The sequence below is a fragment of the Kitasatospora sp. NPDC059599 genome (assembly GCF_042735125.1).
Lineage (GTDB): Bacteria > Actinomycetota > Actinomycetes > Streptomycetales > Streptomycetaceae > Kitasatospora.
Genome location: NZ_JBHWCL010000066.1, coordinates 1 through 21,013, shown reverse-complemented (window position 1 = coordinate 21,013; position 21,013 = coordinate 1). Strand labels below are relative to the sequence as shown.

The 21,013-nt window shown below is 73.1% G+C and carries 19 protein-coding genes and 1 pseudogene; 6 read left to right on the top strand and 14 right to left on the bottom strand.

The genetic code is table 11. The annotated features are described in order from the left end of the window. Positions 1–513: 513 nt before the first annotated feature. The 6 genes and pseudogenes from ACFV04_RS22975 to ACFV04_RS22950 all read right to left on the bottom strand — a co-directional run bounded on the left by ACFV04_RS22975 (position 514) and on the right by ACFV04_RS22950 (position 6,496). Entirely contained in the window at positions 514–1,491 is a 978-nt protein-coding gene (locus tag ACFV04_RS22975) for an NAD(P)H-quinone oxidoreductase (protein WP_380531667.1), read from the bottom strand. A 67-nt stretch (positions 1,492–1,558) separates the two neighbouring features. Beyond that, entirely contained in the window at positions 1,559–2,605 is a 1,047-nt protein-coding gene (locus ACFV04_RS22970) for a potassium channel family protein (RefSeq protein ID WP_380531665.1), read from the bottom strand. Positions 2,606–2,627: 22 nt separating this feature from the next. Then, positions 2,628–3,830 carry a molybdopterin molybdotransferase MoeA gene (locus tag ACFV04_RS22965; RefSeq protein ID WP_380531662.1) on the bottom strand — a complete coding sequence of 401 codons (1,203 nt, stop codon included), beginning with the start codon at positions 3,828–3,830 and terminating at the stop codon, positions 2,628–2,630. 20 nt (positions 3,831–3,850) lie between these two features. Next, a pseudogene (locus tag ACFV04_RS22960) lies at positions 3,851–4,793 on the bottom strand (NTP transferase domain-containing protein). Between the two features lie 31 nt (positions 4,794–4,824). Beyond that, on the bottom strand, positions 4,825–5,739 hold the full coding sequence (locus ACFV04_RS22955) for an MBL fold metallo-hydrolase (RefSeq protein WP_360260068.1): 915 nt from the start codon (positions 5,737–5,739) through the stop codon (positions 4,825–4,827). Between the two features lie 109 nt (positions 5,740–5,848). Then, positions 5,849–6,496: an FMN-dependent NADH-azoreductase gene (locus ACFV04_RS22950; RefSeq protein WP_380531658.1), complete on the bottom strand. Its 648-nt coding sequence runs from the start codon at positions 6,494–6,496 to the stop codon at positions 5,849–5,851. Positions 6,497–6,603: 107 nt separating this feature from the next. On the opposite strand from ACFV04_RS22950, the gene ACFV04_RS22945 reads away from it, so the two are divergent. After that, on the top strand, positions 6,604–7,017 hold the full coding sequence (locus ACFV04_RS22945; RefSeq protein ID WP_380337103.1) for a winged helix-turn-helix transcriptional regulator: 414 nt from the start codon (positions 6,604–6,606) through the stop codon (positions 7,015–7,017). A gap of 95 nt (positions 7,018–7,112) precedes the next feature. Here ACFV04_RS22945 and ACFV04_RS22940 read toward each other — a convergent pair whose 3' ends face one another. Beyond that, positions 7,113–7,877 carry a polyprenol monophosphomannose synthase gene (locus ACFV04_RS22940; protein WP_380337106.1) on the bottom strand — a complete coding sequence of 255 codons (765 nt, stop codon included), beginning with the start codon at positions 7,875–7,877 and terminating at the stop codon, positions 7,113–7,115. A gap of 330 nt (positions 7,878–8,207) precedes the next feature. Between ACFV04_RS22940 and manA the strand changes: the two genes are divergently transcribed. After that, complete coding sequence (manA, locus tag ACFV04_RS22935) at positions 8,208–9,404, top strand: mannose-6-phosphate isomerase, class I (RefSeq protein WP_380337109.1); 1,197 nt, start codon at positions 8,208–8,210, stop codon at positions 9,402–9,404. A gap of 63 nt (positions 9,405–9,467) precedes the next feature. Here manA and ACFV04_RS22930 read toward each other — a convergent pair whose 3' ends face one another. Together ACFV04_RS22930 and dnaB are read right to left on the bottom strand one after the other, a co-directional pair. Next, positions 9,468–10,940, bottom strand: coding sequence for an acyltransferase family protein (locus ACFV04_RS22930; protein WP_380337112.1), 1,473 nt, complete (start codon positions 10,938–10,940; stop codon positions 9,468–9,470). Positions 10,941–11,015: 75 nt separating this feature from the next. Next, positions 11,016–12,656 carry a replicative DNA helicase gene (dnaB, locus tag ACFV04_RS22925; RefSeq protein WP_380531653.1) on the bottom strand — a complete coding sequence of 547 codons (1,641 nt, stop codon included), beginning with the start codon at positions 12,654–12,656 and terminating at the stop codon, positions 11,016–11,018. A 453-nt stretch (positions 12,657–13,109) separates the two neighbouring features. On the opposite strand from dnaB, the gene ACFV04_RS22920 reads away from it, so the two are divergent. Beyond that, on the top strand, positions 13,110–14,471 hold the full coding sequence (locus ACFV04_RS22920; RefSeq protein WP_380531696.1) for an MATE family efflux transporter: 1,362 nt from the start codon (positions 13,110–13,112) through the stop codon (positions 14,469–14,471). Between the two features lie 66 nt (positions 14,472–14,537). On the opposite strand, the gene rplI is transcribed toward ACFV04_RS22920, so the two are convergent. The 4 genes from rplI to rpsF all read right to left on the bottom strand — a co-directional run bounded on the left by rplI (position 14,538) and on the right by rpsF (position 16,319). Further along, positions 14,538–14,984 carry a 50S ribosomal protein L9 gene (gene rplI / locus ACFV04_RS22915; RefSeq protein WP_380337118.1) on the bottom strand — a complete coding sequence of 149 codons (447 nt, stop codon included), beginning with the start codon at positions 14,982–14,984 and terminating at the stop codon, positions 14,538–14,540. Between the two features lie 17 nt (positions 14,985–15,001). Next, a complete protein-coding gene (rpsR, locus tag ACFV04_RS22910) occupies positions 15,002–15,238 on the bottom strand; it encodes a 30S ribosomal protein S18 (RefSeq protein ID WP_030059640.1) in 237 nt (78 codons plus the stop codon). Between the two features lie 79 nt (positions 15,239–15,317). Further along, positions 15,318–15,932 (bottom strand): single-stranded DNA-binding protein, encoded by a 615-nt coding sequence (locus tag ACFV04_RS22905; protein ID WP_380337121.1) that lies wholly within the window; start codon positions 15,930–15,932, stop codon positions 15,318–15,320. A 96-nt stretch (positions 15,933–16,028) separates the two neighbouring features. Beyond that, entirely contained in the window at positions 16,029–16,319 is a 291-nt protein-coding gene (rpsF, locus tag ACFV04_RS22900) for a 30S ribosomal protein S6 (RefSeq protein ID WP_063348486.1), read from the bottom strand. A gap of 316 nt (positions 16,320–16,635) precedes the next feature. On the opposite strand from rpsF, the gene ACFV04_RS22895 reads away from it, so the two are divergent. The 3 genes from ACFV04_RS22895 to ACFV04_RS22885 all read left to right on the top strand — a co-directional run bounded on the left by ACFV04_RS22895 (position 16,636) and on the right by ACFV04_RS22885 (position 19,285). Continuing rightward, a complete protein-coding gene (locus tag ACFV04_RS22895) occupies positions 16,636–16,935 on the top strand; it encodes a hypothetical protein (protein ID WP_380337124.1) in 300 nt (99 codons plus the stop codon). A gap of 183 nt (positions 16,936–17,118) precedes the next feature. Continuing rightward, positions 17,119–18,237 (top strand): peptidoglycan bridge formation glycyltransferase FemA/FemB family protein, encoded by a 1,119-nt coding sequence (locus ACFV04_RS22890; protein ID WP_360260042.1) that lies wholly within the window; start codon positions 17,119–17,121, stop codon positions 18,235–18,237. Positions 18,238–18,250: 13 nt separating this feature from the next. Next, entirely contained in the window at positions 18,251–19,285 is a 1,035-nt protein-coding gene (locus tag ACFV04_RS22885; RefSeq protein WP_360260039.1) for an alanine racemase, read from the top strand. Positions 19,286–19,331: 46 nt separating this feature from the next. On the opposite strand, the gene ACFV04_RS22880 is transcribed toward ACFV04_RS22885, so the two are convergent. Continuing rightward, positions 19,332–20,909, bottom strand: a complete 1,578-nt coding sequence (locus ACFV04_RS22880; protein WP_380337128.1) for a glycosyltransferase family 87 protein — start codon at positions 20,907–20,909, stop codon at positions 19,332–19,334. Positions 20,910–21,013 lie beyond the last annotated feature (104 nt).

Here is a 21,013-nt window from a genome sequence, read left to right as displayed (position 1 = left end):
GTCGCCGACGCATCGCCGCCCGGTGCGGCCGCGTCGCCCGCCGTCGCCTCGCCGTCCGGCGTCGCCTCGTCGTCCGGCTCCTCACTCGCCGCGGTCGACCCGGCACCCGGCGTCGAAGCGGAGGAGGAAGAAGCGGAAGACGAAGGAGAGGGAACGAAAGAAGGGGACGGGAAAGGGGACGGGGACATCCCCGCCGAGGGCGACGGCATGGCCACCGCCGCCGACGCGGCGGCCAGCGGGAGCGTGAGCCCCAGGACGGCCGCCGCCAGCAGTCGCTGGGCGCGGCCCGAGCCCGGGCGGCGACGGGTGCGACGGTGGTGCGGCGCTACGGGCAGCGGCCCGAGGCGGGCGTGCGGGGATGCGGCCACGGTCGGAGTCCTTCCGACGGCCGGCCCCGCCCGGGGGCGGGGTCGGCGGCGGGACAGCTCCGGACCAGCGTCGCACGGCCCGACAGTCCGGGCATTTCGGACACAGCCCGCGGGTCCCGCCCGCAGGCCCGCAGCCCCATGGCCCTCAGGCCCGCAGCACGACCTTCCCGACCTGCTCCCCGGCCTCCAGCACCCGGTGCCCCTCGCCCGCGTCGGTCAGCGGCAGCACCCGGTCCACCACCGGCTTCACCACCCCGGACTCGACCAGCGGCCACACGTGCTCCCGCACCGCCGCCACGATCGCCGCCTTCTCCCCCAGCGGCCGCCCGCGCAGGTTGGTGGCGATCACCGCCGCCCGCTTGCGCAGCAGCGCGTTGAGGTCGAGTTCGCCCTTCACCCCGCCCTGCAGCCCGATGATCACCAGCCGCCCGTTGACCGCCAGCGCCTCCACGTTCCGCTGCAGGTACTTGGCGCCCATGATGTCCAGGATGACGTCCGCCCCGGCCCCGCCGGTGGCCTCCCGGAGCACCTCGACGAAGTCCTGCTGCCGGTAGTCGATCACGATGTCCGCGCCCAGCTCGGTGCACCGGGCCAGCTTCCCGGCGCTGCCCGCAGTGACCGCGACCCGCGCGCCGACCGCCTTGGCCAGCTGGATCGCCATGGTCCCGATGCCGCTCGCGCCGCCGTGCAGCAGCACCGTCTCGCCGGGCCGCAGGTGCGCGGTGAGGAAGACGTTGGACCACACCGTGCAGGCGACCTCGGGCAGCGCCGCGGCCTGCTCGGGGGTGAGCCCCGCGGGCATCGGCAGCAGCTGCCCGCTCGGCACCGCGACCCGCTGCGCGTAGCCGCCGCCGGACAGCAGCGCGCACACCTCGTCGCCGACCGCCCAGCCGGCCACCCCGGACCCGAGCGCGACGATCCGCCCGGCGCACTCCAGCCCCGGGTAGGGCGAGGCGCCGGGCGGCGGGTTGTAGAAGCCCTGCCGCTGGAGCAGGTCGGCACGGTTGACGGCGGTGGCCGTCACCTCCACCAGGACCTCGCCCTCGGCGGGCACCGGATCGGGCACCTCGGCCCAGACCAGTGCCTCGGGGCCGCCGGGTACGGGAATCGTCATCGCATGCATGTCCCGAACCTACTGCGCGTCAGGCCGGTCGGCGGGGCAGGGACCGCACCGTGCGGCCGACGTCGTGTCAGCCGGACGACCTGATGACGATCACCCGGTCGGTGAGCTGCAGCACGGCCGCCTCCGGCGCGTTGTAGTTGAGCACCCGCCGGCCGCGGACCACCGCGACCACGAGGTCCTCGCACTCGCGCGGGCCGTGCCCGGCCTCGGCCCGGGTGACCGGGCGTTCCATCACGTCCAGCCCGTTGCCGTACGTCAGCAGGTCCTCCATCACCGCCCCGGCGTGCGGGCTGAGCATCGACAGCCCGAGCAGCCGCCCGGCCGAACTGGAGCTGGTGACCACGACGTCGGCGCCGCTCTGCCGCAGCAGCGGGGCGTTCTCGTCCTCCCGCACGGCGGCGACCACGGTGGCGCCCTTGTTCAACTGCCGTGCCGTCAGCGCGATCAGGACCGCGGTGTCGTCCCGCTCCGGGGCGATCACCACCCGGGCCGCCGAGGCCAGGCCGGCCCGCACCAGCGTGTCGGTGCGGGTGGCGTCGCCGACCACCCCGACCAGGCCGTGCTGCGCGGCCTGGTCGATCACCTTGCGCTGCGGGTCGACGACGACGATCTCCTCCTTCTTCACCCCTTGCCCGAGCAGGGTGTCGACCGCGCTGCGGCCCTTCGTCCCGTACCCGATGACGACGGTGTGCTCGTGCACCGTGGACCTCCAGCGGTTCAACCGCCATTGCAGGCGGGTGCGTTCGGTGAGCACCTCCAGCGTGGTGCCGACCAGGATGATCAGGAACAGCACGCGCAGCGGGGTGACCACGAAGATGTTGGTGAGCCGGGCGCTGTCGCTGTACGGGGTGATGTCGCCGTACCCGGTGGTGGAGAGCGTCACGGTGGCGTAGTACGCCGCGTCGAGGAAGCTGACCCCGCCCCCGGCGTTGTCGTTGTAGCCCGCCCGGTCGACGTAGACGATCAGCGTGGTGGCGATCAGCACGGCGAGCGCCAGCAGCAGCCGCGAGCCGACCTGCCGCCCGGCGGGTGCGGCCCGGCGGGCGGGCAGCACGATCCCGGCGTCCGCCCACGGTTCCGTCCCCGGCGCCCGGACACGTCGGAAGCGGCTCATGCGGCCGCCCCGCTCCGCCCGTTCACGGCACCTCCAGCAGCTCGACCGTCTCCCCCGCCGCCGCCCCGCCGGGCGGGACCACGGCCAGCGCCTCGGCCCGGGCGAGTCCGCGCAGCATCGCGGGCCCGTCGAAGGCGAGCGGGACGACGCCCTCGGCCGTGCGCCGGACGGGCTGCAGCCGGGTGTCCGCCGGGTGCCCGGGCAGCGCGGCCGCGACGGGTGCGAGGGCGGGGGCACCGACGGTCCGTCCCCCGCGGGCGTGCAGCAGCGGCAGGGCGAGCGTGACCATCCCGGCGACGGCGGCCAGCGGGTTGCCCGGCAGGCCGACCAGGTGGCGCCCGCCGGGGAGTTCGGCCAGCAGCATGGGGTGTCCGGGCCGGACGGCGACGCCGTCCACGAGCAGCCGGGCGCCGGACTCGGCGAGCGCCCGGTGCAGGAAGTCGACGGGCCCGGCGGCCGTCCCGCCGGTGGTGACCACGATGTCGGCGGTGGAGTGCCGCAGCGCGTCCCGCAGCAGTAGGAAGTCGTCGCGCACGTACCGCACTTCGGCGACCTCGGCACCGGCGGCCCGCAGCCAGGGCGGCAGCAGCGGCCCGAGCGCGTCCCGGACCAGGCCCGGACCGGGGATCCCGGAGTCCAGCAACTCGTCACCGAGGACGAGCAGTTGGACGACCGGACGGCGGCGGACCAGCAGCCGGTCGTGGCCGCAGGCGGCGGCCAGCCCGAGCACGGCGGGCCCGATCTCGGTGCCCTCCGGCAGCAACTCCTCGCCCCGGCGGCACTCCTGGCCGCGCGGACGGACGTCCTGGCCGGTGGTCAGCTGCCCGGGGCCGCAGTCGCGCAGCAGCGCGCCGTCCGTCCGTCCGTGCTCCCGGCGCAGCACGGCGGTGGCGCCGACCGGCAGCCGGGCGCCGGTGGCGATCTCCACGGCGGAGCCGTCGGCCAGCGGCGCCGGGTCGGCCGCCCCGGCCAGCACCCGGCCGGCGACCCGCCACGGGCCGGGCCCGGCGACCGCCCAGCCGTCCATCGCGGAGGTGTCGAAGGCGGGCAGGTCGGTCAGCGCGCCGAGCGGCTCGGCGAGGGTGCGGCCGAGCCCCTCGGCCAGCGGCAGCGCGACCCCGGGCAGCGGGCGCAGCCCGGCCCGGCGCGCGGTCTCCCGGGCCCGGGACCAGCTCGACCCGGCGGGGGCGGCGGCCGGCGCGGGGCCGGTGGACGGCGCGGTCACGGTGTTCTGCCCGACCGTGCTCACTGCTCGCCCGGGCGGTCGGCGGCGATCCACCCCTCGGCGAGCACCTCGGTCCGCCGGGCGGCCTCGGCGACGGCCTCCGGCCCGCCGCCCTGCCGGGCGGCCGCGTAGCCGATCAGGAAGGCGGTCAGCGGCGCGGCGGGCCGGGCCACTCCGTGCGCGACCACCCGGGCCGTGTCGAGCAGACCTCGGACGTCCACGTCCAGGTCGATGCCCAGGTCGGCCTTGACCTCGGCGATCCAGTCATCCAGCGTGCGCTCCATGCGCCCATGCTGCCTGATCGGCGGTTTCCCCGAGGTGTTCGCCCCGTGTGCGGGGCGCGTCGTTTCCCTCACGGCGCGGTGTCCGGTGCCGTGAGGTTCAGTTCCGGTCGCGTTCCCTGGCCTGCTCCAGGTCCTCCCAGGTGTCGCAGTCGTAGGCGACGCCGTCGGTGTCGGCGACCCGCAGCTGCGCCAGTTCGCCGACCAGGCGGCGCAGCGGCTGACCCTCCGGGTCGCCGAGGGCGGCCAGCGCGGCGCGCAGCGGGGCGGTGCAGTACGCGGCGGCGAGCGGCTGGTCCCGGCCGCCCGCGTCGACCAGCACGGCGGCGGCCACCGCGGGCCCGGCGCCGTCCAGGGCGGCGACGAGCCGGTGCACGGTCCGCCGGTCCAGGAAGGGCAGGTCGGCGGCGAGCAGCAGCACGGTGTCCGCGGTGACCAGGTCGAGTCCGGCCGCGACGGCGGCGACCGGACCGCCGCCGGGCGGCTGTTCCCTGGTCCAGCGGACGCCGGTGCGCGCGGTCGGCCGGGCCGGGCCGACCACGATGGTGGTGCGGGCCTCCGTGCAGGCGGCGAGCACCCGGTCGAGCAGGGTGGTCTCCCCCACCGTCAGCCCGGGCTTGTCGGCCCCGCCGAGGCGCCGCGCGGCCCCGCCGGCCGGAACGATCACGTCGTACGGCGTCATGCGGCCAGTATCCGCCCGGTCGCGGCGGACCCTACTCGTCCGGGTCGTCCTCGACGATCTCCGCGTCGATGATCCCGTCCTCCGCGGCCGACCGGGCGGTGTTGGCCGCGGCGCCGAGGTCCAGGATGACCGGCAGGGTCAGCTCCCCGTACCGCTGGTTCACCGCGGTGACCAGGGCTTCGGGGTCGTGCGGGTGCCGGGCCAGCAGCCGGTCGAAGTCCTGCAGGTACCCGCCGGTGAAGGCGAGCACCCGGGCCGCGTCGTCGCCCTGGTCGGGGGCCCGGTGCCCGGCGATCACCCGGTCCGCGCCGAGGTCGGCGATCCTGCGCAGGTTGTGTCCCCAGGTGGTGCGCTGGGCCGGGGTGGTGTCGGCGGTCCAGACGTGGGTGCCGTTGTAGACGAAGTCCCCGGCGATCACGGTCCGGATGCTCGGCACGTGGACGACCGTGGAGTCCCCGCAGTCGCCCTGGCCGAGCAGCAGGACGGGGATGACCTGGCGGTCCAGCATGAGCGGCTGCGGCAGCAGCGGGGCGGGGACCAGCGGGTGGTCCGGGATGTCGTCGCCGTACACCGGCTTCCACTGGGCGACCTTGGCGGCGGCGGTGCGCCGGATGCCCTCGACCACCGCCGGTGCGGCCAGCAGCTGCGCCTCGGGGAAGAGCTTGAGCACCTCCTCGGCGCCGAAGTAGTGGTCCGGGTGCTGGTGGGTGACCACGATGGCGAGCAGCCGGCGGCCCTTGCCCGCGACCCACTCGGCCAGTTCGCGCCCGGCGCTGCGGGTGAGCTGGGCGTCCACCAGGATCGCGGTCCGCTCACCGAGGATCAGCGTGGAGGTGGCGAAGAAGGCCGACTCGGGGCCGGTGAAGACGGCGGCCTCCAGCGGCGCCGCGGGTGGGGCGTCCGCACGCTCCGCGCCGGCGCTCTCGTCGGGCGGGGACGACGTCACGGGCTGCTCCCTCGGGTGGGCGGTCGGATGTGCTGCGCCCTACAGCATGGGAGCACCGCCGCCCGATTGCGCGGAAGGCGCGCCCGGCGGGCCCGCCTTCCGCCTCACGTCACGCCGCGACGCGGGCGGCGAGCTCCTTGCCCCGGCGGGCGGCCTGCTCCAGGGCCCGGGCCTTGGACTCGGCGGCGTTCGGGATGAAGTCCGCCATCGCCGGGACGGCCGGGGCCAGGGTGAACTCCGGGACGATGAAGTCGACCTCCAGGCCGAGCATCCCGGTCAGCACCTTCTCCAGGTAGGTGGTGACGAACTCGAAGGGCTCGCGCGGGGCGCCGGGCGCGTAGGAGCCGCCGCGGGTGGCGACGACGGTGACCGGGGTGCCCTTGGCGGAGGGCGTCTCACCGGCGGTGCGGCCCATCAGGATCACCTGGTCCAGCCAGGCCTTGAGGGTCGACGGGATCGTGAAGTTGTACATCGGGCTGCCGATCAGCACGGCGTCGGCCCGCTCCAGCTCGGCCATCAGTTCGTCGCGCAGCGCGAAGGAGGCGGCCTGCTCGGTGCTGTGGACCGCGGCGGGCGCGAATCCGGCGGTGATGCCGTGCACGTCCAGGTGCGGGAGCGGCTCGGCGGCGAGGTCCCGGTGGATCACCGTGCCCCCGGGGTGCTCCGCCTGCCAGGCGGCCCGGAAGGCGGCCGTGACCTCGCGGGAGACGGAGCCGTCGGTGACCGCGGAGGAGTCGATGTGCAGGAGCGTGGGCATGGCGGGACCTCCAGAGAATAAGTAGCTGCCGATTTCGCTGCAACTGAAAGTACGGTAGCAGCTTACTTTTCTGCAGTCACTAGTGACCTGTCGAGTACGCTGGATCCATGGCCCAGCACGAGGTAGTGACCGACGGAGTCCCGAGCGCCCTCGACCCGGGCGGCAACGGCGCCCGCGGCGCGTCCTGCCAGAACGTCGACCTGGCCCTCGGCCGGGTCTTCACCCTGCTCGGCAAGCGCTGGACGGGCATGCTGCTGGGCGTGCTCAACAACGGCGGCCAGGCCTACTTCTCCGAGCTGCGCCGCGCCGTCCCGGGCATCAGCGAGCGGATGCTCTCCGACCGGCTGACCGAGCTGGCCGAGGCCGGACTGGTGGTCCGCGAGGTCGACGCCGGCCCCCCGCTGCGGGTCAGCTACCGCCTCACCGAGGGCGGCGTCGCGCTCAAGCCCGCGCTCCACGAACTGGCCGTCTGGGCCGACCGCTACCTGCCGGAGAGCGCCCTCAGGGGCGGCGGCTGCTGACCCCGCCGGGGCGCCCGCTCCCCACCCGGACACACGGAAGGGCCCGCCCGCTGTCACCAGCGGACGGGCCCTTCACCCACGCGTGTCCTCCGTCGTCAGCGCTTCTTCGCGCCGCGCAGCCGGGCCAGCCGGTCGGACAGACCCCAGGAGGTCACCCGCCACAGCGCCTCGACCACGATGGTGCGGCTCATCTTGGACGCACCCAGCTCGCGCTCGATGAAGGTGATCGGCACCTCGGCGACCTTGAACCCGGCCTTCACCGTGCGCCAGGCCAGGTCGACCTGGAAGCAGTACCCGGCCGAGGCGACCTCGTCCATGCCCAGGCCCAGCAGGGTCTCCTTGCGGAACGCCCGGTAGCCGCCGGTGACGTCCTTGATCGGCACGCCCAGCATCAGCCGGGAGTAGGTCGAGCCGCCGCGCGAGAGCAGCAGCCGCGACTTCGGCCAGTTCACGACCCGGCCGCCCGGCACCCAGCGGGAGCCCAGCACCAGGTCGGCGCCGCGCAGCGCGCCCAGCAGCCGGTCCAGCTCCTCGGGCTGGTGCGAGCCGTCCGCGTCCATCTCGACCAGGACGTCGTAGCCGTTGTCGATGCCCCAGCGGAAGCCCGCGAGGTAGGCGGCGCCCAGGCCCTCCTTGCCCTTGCGGTGCATGACGTGCACGTTCGGGTCCTCGACGGCCAGCTTGTCGGCCAGCTCGCCGGTGCCGTCGGGGCTGTTGTCGTCGGCGACCAGCACGTGCGCCTCGGGCACCGCGGCACGGACCCGGCCGACGATCCGCTCGACGTTCTCCGCCTCGTTGTAGGTCGGGATGATCACCAGGACCCTGCCGAGATCAGCAAAACTCTGCTGGTTCACGGTCACGTACAAACCTCTCGGCCGATGGCGGGGAATCTCGGAACACCGTCGCCCGCACTCTGGAACGCGGCTGCACCGGCAGCCCCTCCGACGGGATGACCACGGTGGAGAACTGCGCGCAGGGCGGAGACTACTGCGTCCTGGCATCCTACTACCGCGCCCGGGACCCACCGGTCCGTCCATGGCACTCCCACCGGACCCCCGCCGTTTCCCCGTGGGTGACACCGGTCGGCTAGGGTCGATGCCCTTGCCCGTGCCCGGACCGCCCGCACCGCCGGGCCCGCCCCCGGCGATCCGGCACACCCGCCCAGACAGCGAAGGAGTAGGACCGCGCGCATGGACAGGCTCGTCAACACCATCCGCCCGTACGCCTGGGGGTCGCTCACGGCCCTGCCCGAGCTGCTCGGGCAGCAGCCGAGCGGTGAGCCGCAGGCCGAGCTGTGGATGGGCGCCCACCCCGGCGACCCGTCCCGCGCCGACCGCGGGGACGGCCCGCGCCGGCTGGACGAGCTGATCGCGGCCGACCCCGGGGCCGAACTGGGCGCCGCGAGCGTGGCCAGGTTCGGTCCGACCCTGCCGTTCCTCTTCAAGGTCCTCGCCGCGGGCACCCCGCTGTCGATCCAGGCCCACCCCACGCTCGACCAGGCCCGCGCCGGCTTCGCCGCCGAGAACGCCCTCGGCATCCCGCTGGACGCCCCCCGGCGCAGCTACCGCGACGCCAACCACAAGCCCGAGATGGTCTGCGCGCTGGGCGGGTTCGAGGGCCTGTGCGGCTTCCGCCCGCCGATCGAGACCGTCGAGCTGATGGCCCGGCTCGGGGTGCCCGGACTGGACCCGCTGATCGACCTGCTGTGCGTCGAGGACGAGTCCGAGGCGCTGCGCGGCACGCTGGCCGCCATCCTCACGATGGACGAGGACACCGCCACCAAGACCGTCCGGGAGACCGCCGAGGTGCTGGCGGAGCAGGACAGCGGCGACCCGGACTGGTACTACGCCCCGTACGCCCGGATCGCCAGGGACTTCCCGGACGACCGCGGCGTGATCGCCGGCATGCTGCTCAACCACGTCCGGCTGCGGGCCGGCGAGGCGCTCTACCTGGGCGCCGGGGTGCCGCACGCCTACCTGTCCGGCGTCTGCGTCGAGCTGCAGGCCAACTCCGACAACGTGCTGCGGGCCGGCCTCACCCCGAAGCACATCGACGTGCCCGAACTGCTGAAGGTCGTGGTCTTCGAGGCCGGCGCCCCCGCGGTGCTGACCCCCGTCCCGGTCGGGGCGACCCCGGGCGAGGAGCTCTACCCCGTCCCGATCGACGAGTTCCGGCTCTCCCGCTTCGCGCTGGACGGCGTCGAGCGCGCGATCGACGGCCGCACCCCGCAGATCCTGCTCTGCACCGAGGGCGGCGTGCGGCTGACCGCCGCCGACGGCACCGTCCTGGACCTCGCCCGCGGGGAGTCCGCCTTCCTGCCCGCGACCGGCGAACCGACCCGCCTGTCCGGCACCGGCACCCTCTTCCGCGCCACGGTGACCATCTGACCCCCTGACGCGCCACGGACCGCGGGCCGGGCGGCGGGAACACTCCCGCCGCCCGGCCCGGGCTCACTCGGCCTGCTTCCCCTGACCGCCCGGGTCCCCGCCCGGGGCCGTGTCCGGCCCCACCGCCGAACCCGCGGCCACCAGCACCGGCTCCGGCACGGGCCCCTGGGACTGCGCCGGGACGACGGCCACCACGGCCGCCGGCGCCGGCCGCTCCAGGGACTGCGACGGCCACCGCCGGTTCGCCGCCGTGGTCAGCCGGCGGCCCAGGTTCTGGAACGGCAGCTCCACCAGCCGGTACACCGCCCAGCAGACGGCCAGCAGCACCGCGACGTAGCCCGCCACCCACGACCACCGCTCCACGAACGGCATCGCGGCCAGCTTGTCCGGGTAGTTGATGCTGTCCCAGCCGAGCCGCCACAGCAGGAACTTCTTGACCGCCCAGTGCAGCAGGTAGACCGAGTAGCTCACCGCCCCCAGCCACACCAGCGGACGGGGCATCCGCCGGCTGCGCAGCAGGAAGAAGAAGCCGAACGACGCCCACGCCCCCAGGTAGGCGTAGGTCCACGCCGACCAGGTGAAGGTCGAGGTCGCGTTCGCCATCGCGCCCCGGTTGTACATCGGCCCCACGAGGGCGCCCGCCACCACCACGAAGCCGACCGACAGCCAGGCCTCGATCCGCTCGATCTGCCCGTTCTGCGCCCGGTAGATCACCGTGCCCGCGAACATCGTCGCGAAGATGGTGAAGGTCTCGTACGCGGTCGTCCGGCCGTTGGTGAACGCCAGCAGCAGGCCGAGACCGCCCAGCAGCAGACCGCCGGTCCGGGCCAGGGACGCGTTCCCGCTGACCATGCAGAACACGCCCGTGACCACGACGACCACGGCGGCGACCACGAGGTTCCTGATCGCCTCGGCGCTGGTCTGCAGGCTCCACGAGGGCAGCAGGACGCCCAGCACCAGTGCGACCGCCCCGGCCCCGACCGCGATCGGCGCGCTGCGCCGGTGCCAGGCGAAGGTGAAGAGGCTGCTGACGAAGAAGTAGAAGAGCATCTCGTACGTCAGCGTCCACATGATGCCGAGGCCGTTCACCACGCCCAGCACGTCCGTCAGCATCAGGCCGTTGCCCGCCAGCCAGAGCAGGTCGTGGTGGTAGCCGTCGAAGGTGAGGACCTGGTAGTCGTGCGGCAGGACCAGTTCGGCGAAGACCATGGTCACGATCAGCGCCGGGTAGATCCGGAAGACCCGGCCGATCCAGAAGGCCCGGACGTCACCGCGCCGTTCCAGCGAGGCCGGGATGATGTACCCGCTGACGATGAAGAACGCGATGACGCCGTAGAAGCCGAGGTCGAAGTGGGCCGAGACGGTGGCGCCGCCCGGGATCAGCTTCAGGACCTCGAAGTGGTGGGCCGTCACGGCCAGTGCGGCGATCCCGCGCAGTGCGTCCAGCCAGCCGAGCCGGCTTCCCGGCGCGGCGGCCCGGTCGCCCTGCCGCCCCCTCCGCACTCCCCATCGAGCCGGCGATCCCTTGGTTTTCATCCGCCGGAGATTAGCCCATCCGGGTGAGCTCGCCCCCGGCCGGGGCCGCTCCGGGCCCGCATCGGTCGTGCGCGGTCAGTCCCGGGTCATGTCGACGAAGCGCGAGTAGTGGCCCTGGAAGGCCACCGTGATGGTCGCGGTCGGACCGTTTCGGTGCTTGGCGACGATCAGGTCGGCCTCGCCCGCGCGCGGCGACTCCTTCTCGTAGGCGTCCTCGCGGTGCAGCAGGATGACCATGTCGGCGTCCTGCTCGATCGAGCCCGACTCGCGCAGGTCCGAGACCATCGGCCGCTTGTCGGTGCGCTGCTCGGGGCCACGGTTCAGCTGGGACAGCGCGATGACCGGGACTTCCAGCTCCTTGGCCAGCAGCTTGAGGTTACGGGACATGTCCGAGACCTCCTGCTGGCGGTTCTCGGCCCGGCGGGAGCCGCCGGACTGCATCAGCTGGAGGTAGTCGATGACGACCAGCTTGATGTCGTTGCGCTGCTTGAGCCGGCGGCACTTGGCGCGGATCTCCATCATCGACAGGTTCGGCGAGTCGTCGATGAACAGCGGCGCCTCGCTGACGTCGGGCATCCGCCGGGCGACCCGGGTCCAGTCGTCGTCCGTCATGTTCCCGGAGCGCATGTGGTGCAGCGCGACCCGGGCCTCGGCGGAGAGCAGGCGCATGGCGATCTCGTTGCGCCCCATTTCGAGCGAGAAGATCACGCTCGGCAGCTTGTGCTGGATCGAGCAGGCCCGGGCGAAGTCCAGTGCGAGGGTGGACTTTCCCATGGCGGGGCGGGCCGCGATGACGATCATCTGGCCGGGGTGCAGACCGTTGGTGAGCTGGTCGAAGTCGGCGAAGCCGGTCGGCACGCCGGACATCTGGCCCTGCCGGGATCCGATCGCCTCGATCTCGTCGAGGGCGCCCTCCATGATGTCCGCGAGCGGCGCGTAGTCCTCGTTGGTGCGCTGCTCGGTGACGGCGTAGATCTCCGCCTGGGCGGCGTTGACGATCTCGTCCACGTCGCCCTCGGACGCGTAGCCCATGCCGGCGATCCGGGTGCCCGCCTCGACCAGGCGGCGCAGCACCGCGCGCTCGTGGACGATCTGGGCGTAGTACTCGGCGTTGGCCGCGGTCGGGACGGAGTTGACCAGGGTGTGCAGGTACGAGGCGCCGCCGACCCGCTGGAGCTCACCGCGCTTGGTCAGCTCGCCGGCCACGGTGATCGGGTCGGCCGGCTCGCCGCGGGCGTAGAGGTCGAGGATCGCGCCGTGGACCATCTCGTGCGCGGGCCGGTAGTAGTCGGCGGGCTTGAGCACCTCGACCACGTCGGCGATGGCGTCCTTGGAGAGCAGCATGCCGCCGAGGACGGACTGCTCGGCCGCGAGGTCCTGCGGGGGGACGCGCTCGAAGCCGTCCGAGCCGCCTTCGCCGTCGCCCTCGCCCCGGCGCTGCCAGCCGCCGTCCCGCTGGCCGCCTTCGCGCCCGGAGCCGTTCCGGCCGCCTTTGCCGCCCTGGAAGCCGCCGCCCTTCTGGAAGCCGTCGCGGCCACCGCCCTGGCTGCCCTGGCCCCCCTGGCCGCCGCGGCCGCGGGAGACCGGGAGCCGGTCCCCGGGGCCCTCCGGGAAGGGCGCGTCGTCGAAGGTGCCGGCCGGGAAGGGGTCCTCGGCGGTCTGCCAGTCCTCTTCCGGCGGCGGGGCGTCGTGGTCGTCGTACTGGGGGCCGGTCACGCGTGTTCCCCGATCAGCGAGTGGTGCGAGTTGGAGCGGGCCTTGCCGGTGGCTGGGTGGAGCGGATCCGCTCCTCTTTCTACGCCACGGCTCCGACAAATCGGACGCCGGGGGCGGTGGGAGTGTCGGTCGGAGGGGCCCACGCTAAGGCGCCGGACGCCCTCGCGCCAAGGCGGTTATCCACAGGGGGTGTGGATGAACGGCCCCTGCCTGTGGAGAACTGCCGCAAAGCTGTGGACACCCCTGTGGACGTCCCTGTGGATAACCGGACGATCGATCCACCGTCAACCTGCTGACCTGGGATTACCCCGTACCGGGCCTGTGCATGAGAAATTCTTCACACACCTCCGAACGGCTGTGGGCACCGAGCGGACGAACGGCGCCGCTCAAGATTTCGAGTAATGGTCATAGGCCATCTGTACCTATTACCTGTGGATGAGTAGCCTGGAGCGCATGACCGCCTCGCCGCCCCACGACACCTCCCGGGCCCCGGCCCCCGCCCCGGCCGGGCGTCGGCACGACCGGGAGATCCTCGCCCTGGCCGTCCCGGCCTTCGGTGCGCTGGTCGCCGAACCGCTCTTCCTGCTGGCCGACTCGGCGATCGTCGGCCACCTCGGCACCGCCCAGCTGGCCGGGGTCGGCGTCGCCTCCGCGGCGCTCACCACCGCGACCGGCGTGTTCGTCTTCCTCGCCTACGCCACCACCGCGGCGGTCGCCCGCCGGATCGGCGCCGGGGACCGCCGGGGCGCCGTCCAGCAGGGCGTCGACGGCATCTGGCTCGCCCTCGGCCTGGCCGTCCCGGTGGTCCTGCTGACCCTGCTGACGGCCCCCTGGGTGGCCGACGTCCTGGGCGCCTCCCCGACCGCCGCGCCCCACGCGGTGACGTACCTGCGGATCAGCTCCCTGGGCATCCCGGCGATGCTCATGGTGCTGGCGGCGACCGGCGTGCTGCGCGGTCTCCAGGACACCCGCACTCCCCTGCTGGTGGCCGTGGCGGGCTTCGCCGCCAACATCGGCCTGAACGCCGGGCTGGTGTACGGGGCCGGGCTCGGGGTGGCCGGCTCGGCCTGGGGCACGGTGGCCGCGCAGACCGGGATGGCCGCCGTCTACCTGGTCGTGGTGGTCCGCGGGGCCCGCCGGGAGCGGGCCTCACTGCGGCCGGACGCGGCGGGCATCCGGGCGAGTGCCAGGGCGGGCGGCCCGCTGCTGGTGCGGACGATCAGCCTGCGCGCGGTGCTGATGATCGCCACCGCGGTGGCCGCGCGGCTGGGCGACGACCGGGTCGCCGCGCACCAGATCACCATGACGCTGTTCAGCTTCCTGGCCTTCGCCCTGGACGCCATCGCGATCGCCGGCCAGGCCATCATCGGCCGCTACCTGGGCGCCTCGGACGTCCCCGGGGCCAGGGCCGCCACCCGGCGGATGGTCGAGTGGGGCATCGGCGCGGGGGTCCTGCTCGGACTGCTGGTGGTGGCCGCCCGGCCGCTGTACGTGCCGCTGTTCACGCCCGATCCGGCCGTCCGGGCGCAGCTGGACACCGCCCTGCTGCTGCTCGCGCTCAGCCAGCCGGTCTCCGGCCTGGTCTTCGTGCTGGACGGGGTGCTGATGGGGGCCGGGGACGGTCCGTACCTGGCCCGGGCGGCGCTGGCGACCCTGGCGGTGTTCGCCCCGGTGGCCTTCGCGGTGCCGGCCACCGGCGCCGGGCTGGCCGGGCTCTGGTGGGCGATGAACCTGTTCATGCTGGTCCGCGCCGGCTTCCTGGTCCGGCGCGCCCGCGGCGGCGCCTGGCTGGTCACCGGAGCGGTGCGCGGGTAGCCGTCCGGGAACGACCGAGGGCCGGGCTCCCGGAGGAGCCCGGCCCTCGGGCCACTGCTACGGAACTCAGGCAGCGACGACCGCGATGTCCAGGTTGGCCTGGACATCGGAGTGCAGCTTGACCGAGACCTTGTGGGTGCCCACGGTCTTGATCGGCGAGGCGATCGCGACGGCGCGCTTGTCGACCGACGGGCCGCCGGCGGCCTTGATGGCCTCGACGACGTCGGCCTGGGTCACCGAGCCGAACAGACGGCCGGCCTCGCCGGAGCGAACGGCCAGCTTGACCTGGACGCCCTCCAGCTTGCCCTTGACGTCGTTGGCGGCGTCGAGGGTCTGGATCTCGTGGATCTTGCGGGCGCGACGGATGGCGTCGACGTCCTTCTGACCGCCCTTGGTCCAGCGGATGGCGTAGCCACGCGGGACCAGGTAGTTGCGGGCGTAGCCGTCCTTGACCTCGACGACCTCGCCGGCGGAGCCGAGACCCGGCACCTCGTGCGTGAGGATGATCTTCATTACTCGGTCACCCTCTCTTAGCGCGCGGTGCTGGTGTAGGGCAGCAGCGCCATCTCACGGCTGTTCTTCACGGCCGTGGCGACGTCACGCTGGTGCTGGGTGCAGTTGCCGGTGACCCGGCGGGCACGGATCTTGCCGCGGTCGGAGATGTACTTCCGCAGCAGGTTCGTGTCCTTGTAGTCAACGTAGTTGACCTTGTCCTTGCAGAAGACGCAAACCTTCTTCTTCGGCTTGCGAGCAGGCGGCTTCGCCATTGTGTGCTCCATTTGGGGTTCACGGCCCGGCGGGCGTCCGGGGACGCCGACGGCCGGGCCGCACGAAATCTGTCAGCTCTTAGAACGGGGGCTCTTCCGAGTAGCCGCCGCCACCACCACCGGACGGGGCACCCCAGCCGCCGCCCTGGTTTCCACCGGACGGGGCGCTGGAGGCCCAGGGGTCCTCGGAGGGGCCGGACTGGCCGCCGGAGTTTCCACCCCAGCTGCCGCCCTGCTGGCCGCCGCCGCCACCCCAGTTGCCGCCGCCCTGCTGGCCGCCGCCCTGCTGGCCGCCGAAGCCGCCACCGGGGCCGCCGGGACCACCGGACCGGTTGGCCCGGGTGACCTTGGCGGTCGCCGAGCGCAGGCTCGGGCCGACCTCGTCGACCTCGACCTCGAAGACCGTCCGCTTCTCGCCTTCCTTGGTCTCGTAAGACCGCTGGCGCAGTCGGCCCTGCACGATGACGCGCATGCCGCGCTGCAGCGACTCGGCCACGTTCTCCGCCGGCTGCCGCCAGACGTTGCACGTGAGGAAGAGGCTCTCGCCGTCCTTCCACTCGTTCGTCTGACGGTCGAAGGTGCGGGGGGTGGACGCGATGCGGAACTTCGCGACCGCCGCACCCGACGGGGTGAAGCGCAGCTCGGGGTCGTCGACGAGATTGCCGACGAGGGTGATGACGGTCTCGCCTGCCATGGTGGTGATGACCTCTCGGGAAGATGTCCGTTCACCGCTGTTTCACGTGAAACAGCGGTCGCGAGCTACCCGAGACCCGAAGGCCTCAGAGGTGGCTCAGTGGGTGTCCGGGCGCAGGACCTTGGTCCGCAGAACCGACTCGCTCAGGCCCATCTGGCGGTCGAGCTCCTTGACGACCTCAGGCGTGGCCTTCAGGTCGATGACCGAGTAGATGCCCTCGGACTGCTTGTTGATCTCGTAAGCCAGACGGCGACGACCCCAGGTGTCGACCTTCTCCACCTTGCCGCCCGCGTTGCGGACGACCGTGAGGAAGTTCTCGATCAGGGGGGAGACAGCGCGCTCCTCGACCGAGGGGTCGAGGATGACCATCACCTCGTAGTGACGCATGGGTAACCCACCTCCTTTGGACTCAGCGGCCACGGTCTCTCCGTGGCAGGAGGGTTGTGCGTAGCGTCGGCACCGGTGCGGTGACGACTCCGGCCCACCGTAGCGGCCGGGTCCGACAGTCGGCCCCGCCCGCCCGCAGGGGCGTCGCCCGGAAGAGGGCGCAAGGGGGCACAACTACACCAGTGCAGACGGCACAGCCTACCCGCACCCGTACGGCCGAACAAAACGCATAGGGGTTGTGAGAGCGGCCCAAGCGCCGCAATCTGGACGGAACGGGATTCCTGCCCGTTCGTCTCCACGCCTGGAGGTGGGACCAATGGCCCAGTCCGTCCACCGCATGCCCGCGCTCACGCTGAACACCGACGGCCATCCGCACCCCCGCGAGAACACCCTGGTGGCGCTCACCGCCGTCCTGGGCGTGATCGCCTTCACCACCTCGTTCTTCTACGACCTCCACCTGCTGACCTCGTGGACCGGCCTGGCCGGCGTCGTCACGGGGTTCTGGGGCGTGTTCGTCTCGGTCACCACCGCCGAGCGCTTCGTCCTGATGGTCTCGCTCGGCGCCTCCGCGGTCGGCTTCTACCTCGGCATCGCCCGCGGCGGCCTCTGGGGCTGATCCGCCCGGGCCCGCTCCGGCCCCCAGGAACCCTCGGCGCCCCCGTCGCGTATCTGCAAGGAGACAGGTACCGCGACGGGGGCGCCGTCGTGCCCGCCGCGACGGGCGCCCGGACCCCGGACGATAAGGTCAGCCCGAGAACCTGGGGCCCACCGCAGCCCGACCGACGAGGAGCACCGAGCAATGAGCCTGCGCCTGAGGACGATCACCCGCGAGGAGCACCTCGCCTTCATCAGGAGCCGCGCCTCGGCCAGCCACATGCAGGTGCCGTCGTGGGGCGACGTGAAGGCGGAGTGGCGGTCCGAGTCGATCGGCTGGTTCGACGACGCCAACCAGCTCGTCGGCGCCGGCCTGGTGCTCTACCGCCAGCTGCCCAAGCTCAAGCGCTACCTGGCCTACCTGCCCGAGGGCCCGGTCATCGACTGGTTCGACCGCGACCTCGACCGCTGGCTCTCCCCGATGCTGGCGCACCTGAAGTCGCAGGGCGCGTTCTCGGTGAAGATGGGCCCGCCGGTGGTCATCCGCCGCTGGAACGCCCCCACCATCAAGGAGGCCATCGCCGCCAAGCAGGCCAAGCGGCTGCGCGACGTCGAGGCCGACTGGTACGAGCCGCGCGCCTTCGAGGTGGCCGACCGGCTGCGCAAGGCCGGCTGGCTGCAGGGCGAGGACGGCGGCGCCGGCTTCGGCGACGTCCAGCCCCGCTACGTCTTCCAGGTGCCGCTGGCCAACCGCTCGCTGGACGACATCCACAAGAACTTCAACCAGCTGTGGCGCCGCAACATCAAGAAGGCCGAGAAGAGCGGCGTCGAGGTGTACCAGGGCGGCTACGACGAGCTGCCGATCTTCCACCAGCTCTACCTGGTGACCGCCGAGCGCGACCGCTTCACCCCGCGCCCGCTGTCCTACTTCCAGCGGATGTGGAAGGCCCTCACCGCCGAGGACCAGAACCGCATGCGGCTCTACATCGCCTACCACGACGGCGAGCCGCTGGCCGCCACCACGATGCTCGTGGTCGGCGAGCACGTCTGGTACTCCTACGGCGCCTCGGCCAACCACAAGCGCGAGGTCAAGCCGTCCAACGCCATCCAGTGGCGGATGATGCGCGACTCCTACGCCCTCGGCGGCGGGGTGTACGACCTGCGCGGCATCAGTGACACCCTGGACGAGAACGACCACCTGTTCGGTCTGATCCAGTTCAAGGTCGGCACCGGCGGCCAGGCGGCCGAGTACCTCGGCGAGTGGGACTTCCCGCTCAACAAGCTGCTGCACAAGGCCCTCGACCTCTACATGTCCCGCCGCTGAGGAGGCTGACCCGATGACGCTGTCGCTCTACCTCGACACCGAACGCTGGCGCACCCACCAGCGCTCCGTCCTCGCCGAGTTCCCCGGCCTGGTGCCGGTCGCCAAGGGGAACGGCTACGGCCTGGGCAACCACCGGCTGGCCGAGGAGGCGACGCTGCTGGGCACCGGTGTGCTCGCCGTCGGTACCGCGTACGAGGCCGCCGACGTCGCCGAGTGGTACGGCGGCGAGCTGCTGGTGCTCACCCCCTACCGGGTCGGCGAGGAGGTCCTGCCGCTGCCGCACGCCCGGGTGATCCGCACGGTGGCGAGCGTGGCCGCGCTGCGGACGCTGCACGGCACCCGGGTGGTGCTGGAGTGCATGACCACCATGCGCCGCCACGGCGTGAGCGCCGCCGACCTGAGCACCGTCGCCGCCGAGCTGGACGGCGTCAGCTTCGAGGGCCTGGCGCTGCACCTGCCGATGGACCGGCCGGACGGCTCCAGCCCGGTCGAGGAGGTCGCGTACTGGGTGGACACCGCCCGCGCGGCCGGCATCCCGGTGCACACCGTGTTCGTCAGCCACCTCGGCGCGGCCGGCATGGAGCAGCTGGCCCAGCGCTACCCGGGGACGGTCTTCCGGGCCCGGATCGGCACCCGGCTCTGGCTGGGCGACCACGCCGCGCTGGAGGTCCGCGCCACCGTCCTGGACGTCACCCCGCTGAAGAAGGGCGACCGCTACGGCTACCGCCAGCACCCGGCGCCGGCCGACGGCCACATCCTGGTGGTCGCCGGCGGCACCGCGCACGGCATCGGCCTGGAGGCGCCCAAGTACGTGCAGAGCATGGCCTCGCGGGCCAAGGGCATCGCCCGGGCCGGGCTGGCGACCGTCAACAAGACCAAGTCGCCGTTCCACTGGGCCGGCAAGCAGCTCTGGTTCGCCGAGCCGCCGCACATGCAGGTCTCGCTGCTCTTCCTGGACGGCGAGACCGAGCCCCCGGCGATCGGCGAGGAGCTCGGTCTCCAGGTCCGCCACACCACCACGCACTTCGACCGCGTGGTGGACCGCTAGGCCCAGGTCCTCGTGGCGGACCGCAGGACCCGTCGGACGTGACGGGTCACGGCTTGTCGGCCGGCTCCAGCAGTTCCGGCTCTCCCAGCCACTGCTCGGAGCCGGCCGGCGCGTACGCGGCGTAGGTCTCCTCCTCGCGCAGCCGCCGGGCGGTGCCCAGCACGAACACGTCCGGGGCGTGGTCGAGCACCCCGCCGGAGGGGTCGTCGCTGCCGTCCCAGCGGACCGGGTCGCGGTCCGGGTGCAGGACGTCGCGCACGACCAGGGCGACCAGGTAGAGCGTGCCGATCAGGTGCAGCCCGATCGCGAAGTGGTACCAGGCCTCGCCGATCCCGTGCTGCTTGGGCCCGGTGACGAAGCCCAGGTGGGACCAGATGCCCAGGGTGTAGAGCACCTCGCAGGCCTGCCAGACCAGGAAGTCCCGCCAGCGCGGCCGGGCCAGCACCACGAGCGGCAGCAGCCAGAGCGCGTACTGCGGCGAGTACACCTTGTTGACCAGCACGAACAGCGCGACCACCAGGAAGGCCAGCTGCACCAGGCGCGGGCGGCGCGGCGCGGAGAGCCCGAGCCACGCTATGGCCAGGCAGCCCAGCACCATCAGCACCCCGATGTAGAGGTCGAGGTCGGCCAGCCCCACGCCGCGGGTCTGCATCAGGATCAGCCAGAACGAGCCGTAGTCCTCGCCGCGGTGCTTGCTGAACACGTAGAAGGTCGACCAGCCCTGCCAGTTGGCGAGCATGATCGGCAGGTTGACCACCAGCCAGGCGCCCACCGCGCCGCCCAGCGCCACCCGGAACTCGCGCCACTTGCCGGCCCGCCAGCAGAGCACCAGCAGCGGGCCGAGCAGCAGCAGGGGGTAGAGCTTGGCGGCGGTGGCCAGCCCGATGAAGACGCCGGCCCAGCCCGGCCGGGAGCGGGACCACCAGGCCACCGCCACGGCGGCCAGCGCGACCGCGAGCAGGTCCCAGTTGACCGTGCCGTTGAGCAGCAGGACGGGCGCGAGCGCGAACATCAGCGCGTCCCAGGGGCGGCGTCGGTGGGTGCGGGTGAGCGCCACCACCGCGACCACCGCGCAGGCCATCAGCAGCCCCGCGTTGACCGCCCAGAACCACTGCTCCTGGTTCTGCTGGTTGCCCCCGCCGGGCGTCAGCCAGGCCGCGACCTGCATGAACAGGCCGGTCAGCACCGGGTACTCCAGGTACTGCAGGTCCCCCGACGAGCCCGGGATGCGGTCCACGTACGGGTGCAGCCCGGACGCGAAGCCGCGTCCGGAGAACAGGTGCGGGATGTCGCTGTAGCAGGCGTGGATGTACTGCGGCGAGCCCGGCTGGAACCAGGCCTGCTCGTAGCAGGGCAGCTTCTGCACCATGCCGAGCACCGAGACCACGATCACCGCGAGCGCCAGGAAGCGCGCCGGGATCCACCAGGAGACGCCGAGCAACGCCCTGCGCCCGGGAGGCCCGCCGAACACCTCGCTGCCGGCCGCCGCCACCGGGTCCTCGTCGGCCGGGACGACCACGGTGTTGACCGGCGGGGCGGCCGTGGCGCCGGCTGCCGGGGTGGGCCCTGCGGCGGCGCCGGGCCCTGTCGGCCCGGCGGTTTCGTCACGATCGCTCGACGTCATGCCGGACATCCTGCCGCACCATTCCCGCCGGGACGAGGAGGACCCCGCCACGGTCTGCGGGGGTCCGGAGCGGCCGGGTCCGCGAACCGTGACGAAAACGGCGG

What these genes read in the sequence shown, in the direction of transcription:
- ACFV04_RS22975 (WP_380531667.1), bottom strand. Translation starts at nt 1,491, where the DNA reads ATGCATGCGATGACGATTCCCGTACCCGGCGGCCCCGAGGCACTGGTC.
- ACFV04_RS22970 (WP_380531665.1), bottom strand. Translation starts at nt 2,605, where the DNA reads ATGAGCCGCTTCCGACGTGTCCGGGCGCCGGGGACGGAACCGTGGGCG.
- ACFV04_RS22950 (WP_380531658.1), bottom strand. Translation starts at nt 6,496, where the DNA reads ATGCCCACGCTCCTGCACATCGACTCCTCCGCGGTCACCGACGGCTCC.
- ACFV04_RS22945 (WP_380337103.1), top strand. Translation starts at nt 6,604, where the DNA reads ATGGCCCAGCACGAGGTAGTGACCGACGGAGTCCCGAGCGCCCTCGAC.
- manA (WP_380337109.1), top strand. Translation starts at nt 8,208, where the DNA reads ATGGACAGGCTCGTCAACACCATCCGCCCGTACGCCTGGGGGTCGCTC.
- ACFV04_RS22930 (WP_380337112.1), bottom strand. Translation starts at nt 10,940, where the DNA reads ATGAAAACCAAGGGATCGCCGGCTCGATGGGGAGTGCGGAGGGGGCGG.
- ACFV04_RS22920 (WP_380531696.1), top strand. Translation starts at nt 13,110, where the DNA reads ATGACCGCCTCGCCGCCCCACGACACCTCCCGGGCCCCGGCCCCCGCC.
- rplI (WP_380337118.1), bottom strand. Translation starts at nt 14,984, where the DNA reads ATGAAGATCATCCTCACGCACGAGGTGCCGGGTCTCGGCTCCGCCGGC.
- rpsR (WP_030059640.1), bottom strand. Translation starts at nt 15,238, where the DNA reads ATGGCGAAGCCGCCTGCTCGCAAGCCGAAGAAGAAGGTTTGCGTCTTC.
- ACFV04_RS22905 (WP_380337121.1), bottom strand. Translation starts at nt 15,932, where the DNA reads ATGGCAGGCGAGACCGTCATCACCCTCGTCGGCAATCTCGTCGACGAC.
- rpsF (WP_063348486.1), bottom strand. Translation starts at nt 16,319, where the DNA reads ATGCGTCACTACGAGGTGATGGTCATCCTCGACCCCTCGGTCGAGGAG.
- ACFV04_RS22895 (WP_380337124.1), top strand. Translation starts at nt 16,636, where the DNA reads ATGGCCCAGTCCGTCCACCGCATGCCCGCGCTCACGCTGAACACCGAC.
- ACFV04_RS22890 (WP_360260042.1), top strand. Translation starts at nt 17,119, where the DNA reads ATGAGCCTGCGCCTGAGGACGATCACCCGCGAGGAGCACCTCGCCTTC.
- ACFV04_RS22885 (WP_360260039.1), top strand. Translation starts at nt 18,251, where the DNA reads ATGACGCTGTCGCTCTACCTCGACACCGAACGCTGGCGCACCCACCAG.
- ACFV04_RS22880 (WP_380337128.1), bottom strand. Translation starts at nt 20,909, where the DNA reads ATGACGTCGAGCGATCGTGACGAAACCGCCGGGCCGACAGGGCCCGGC.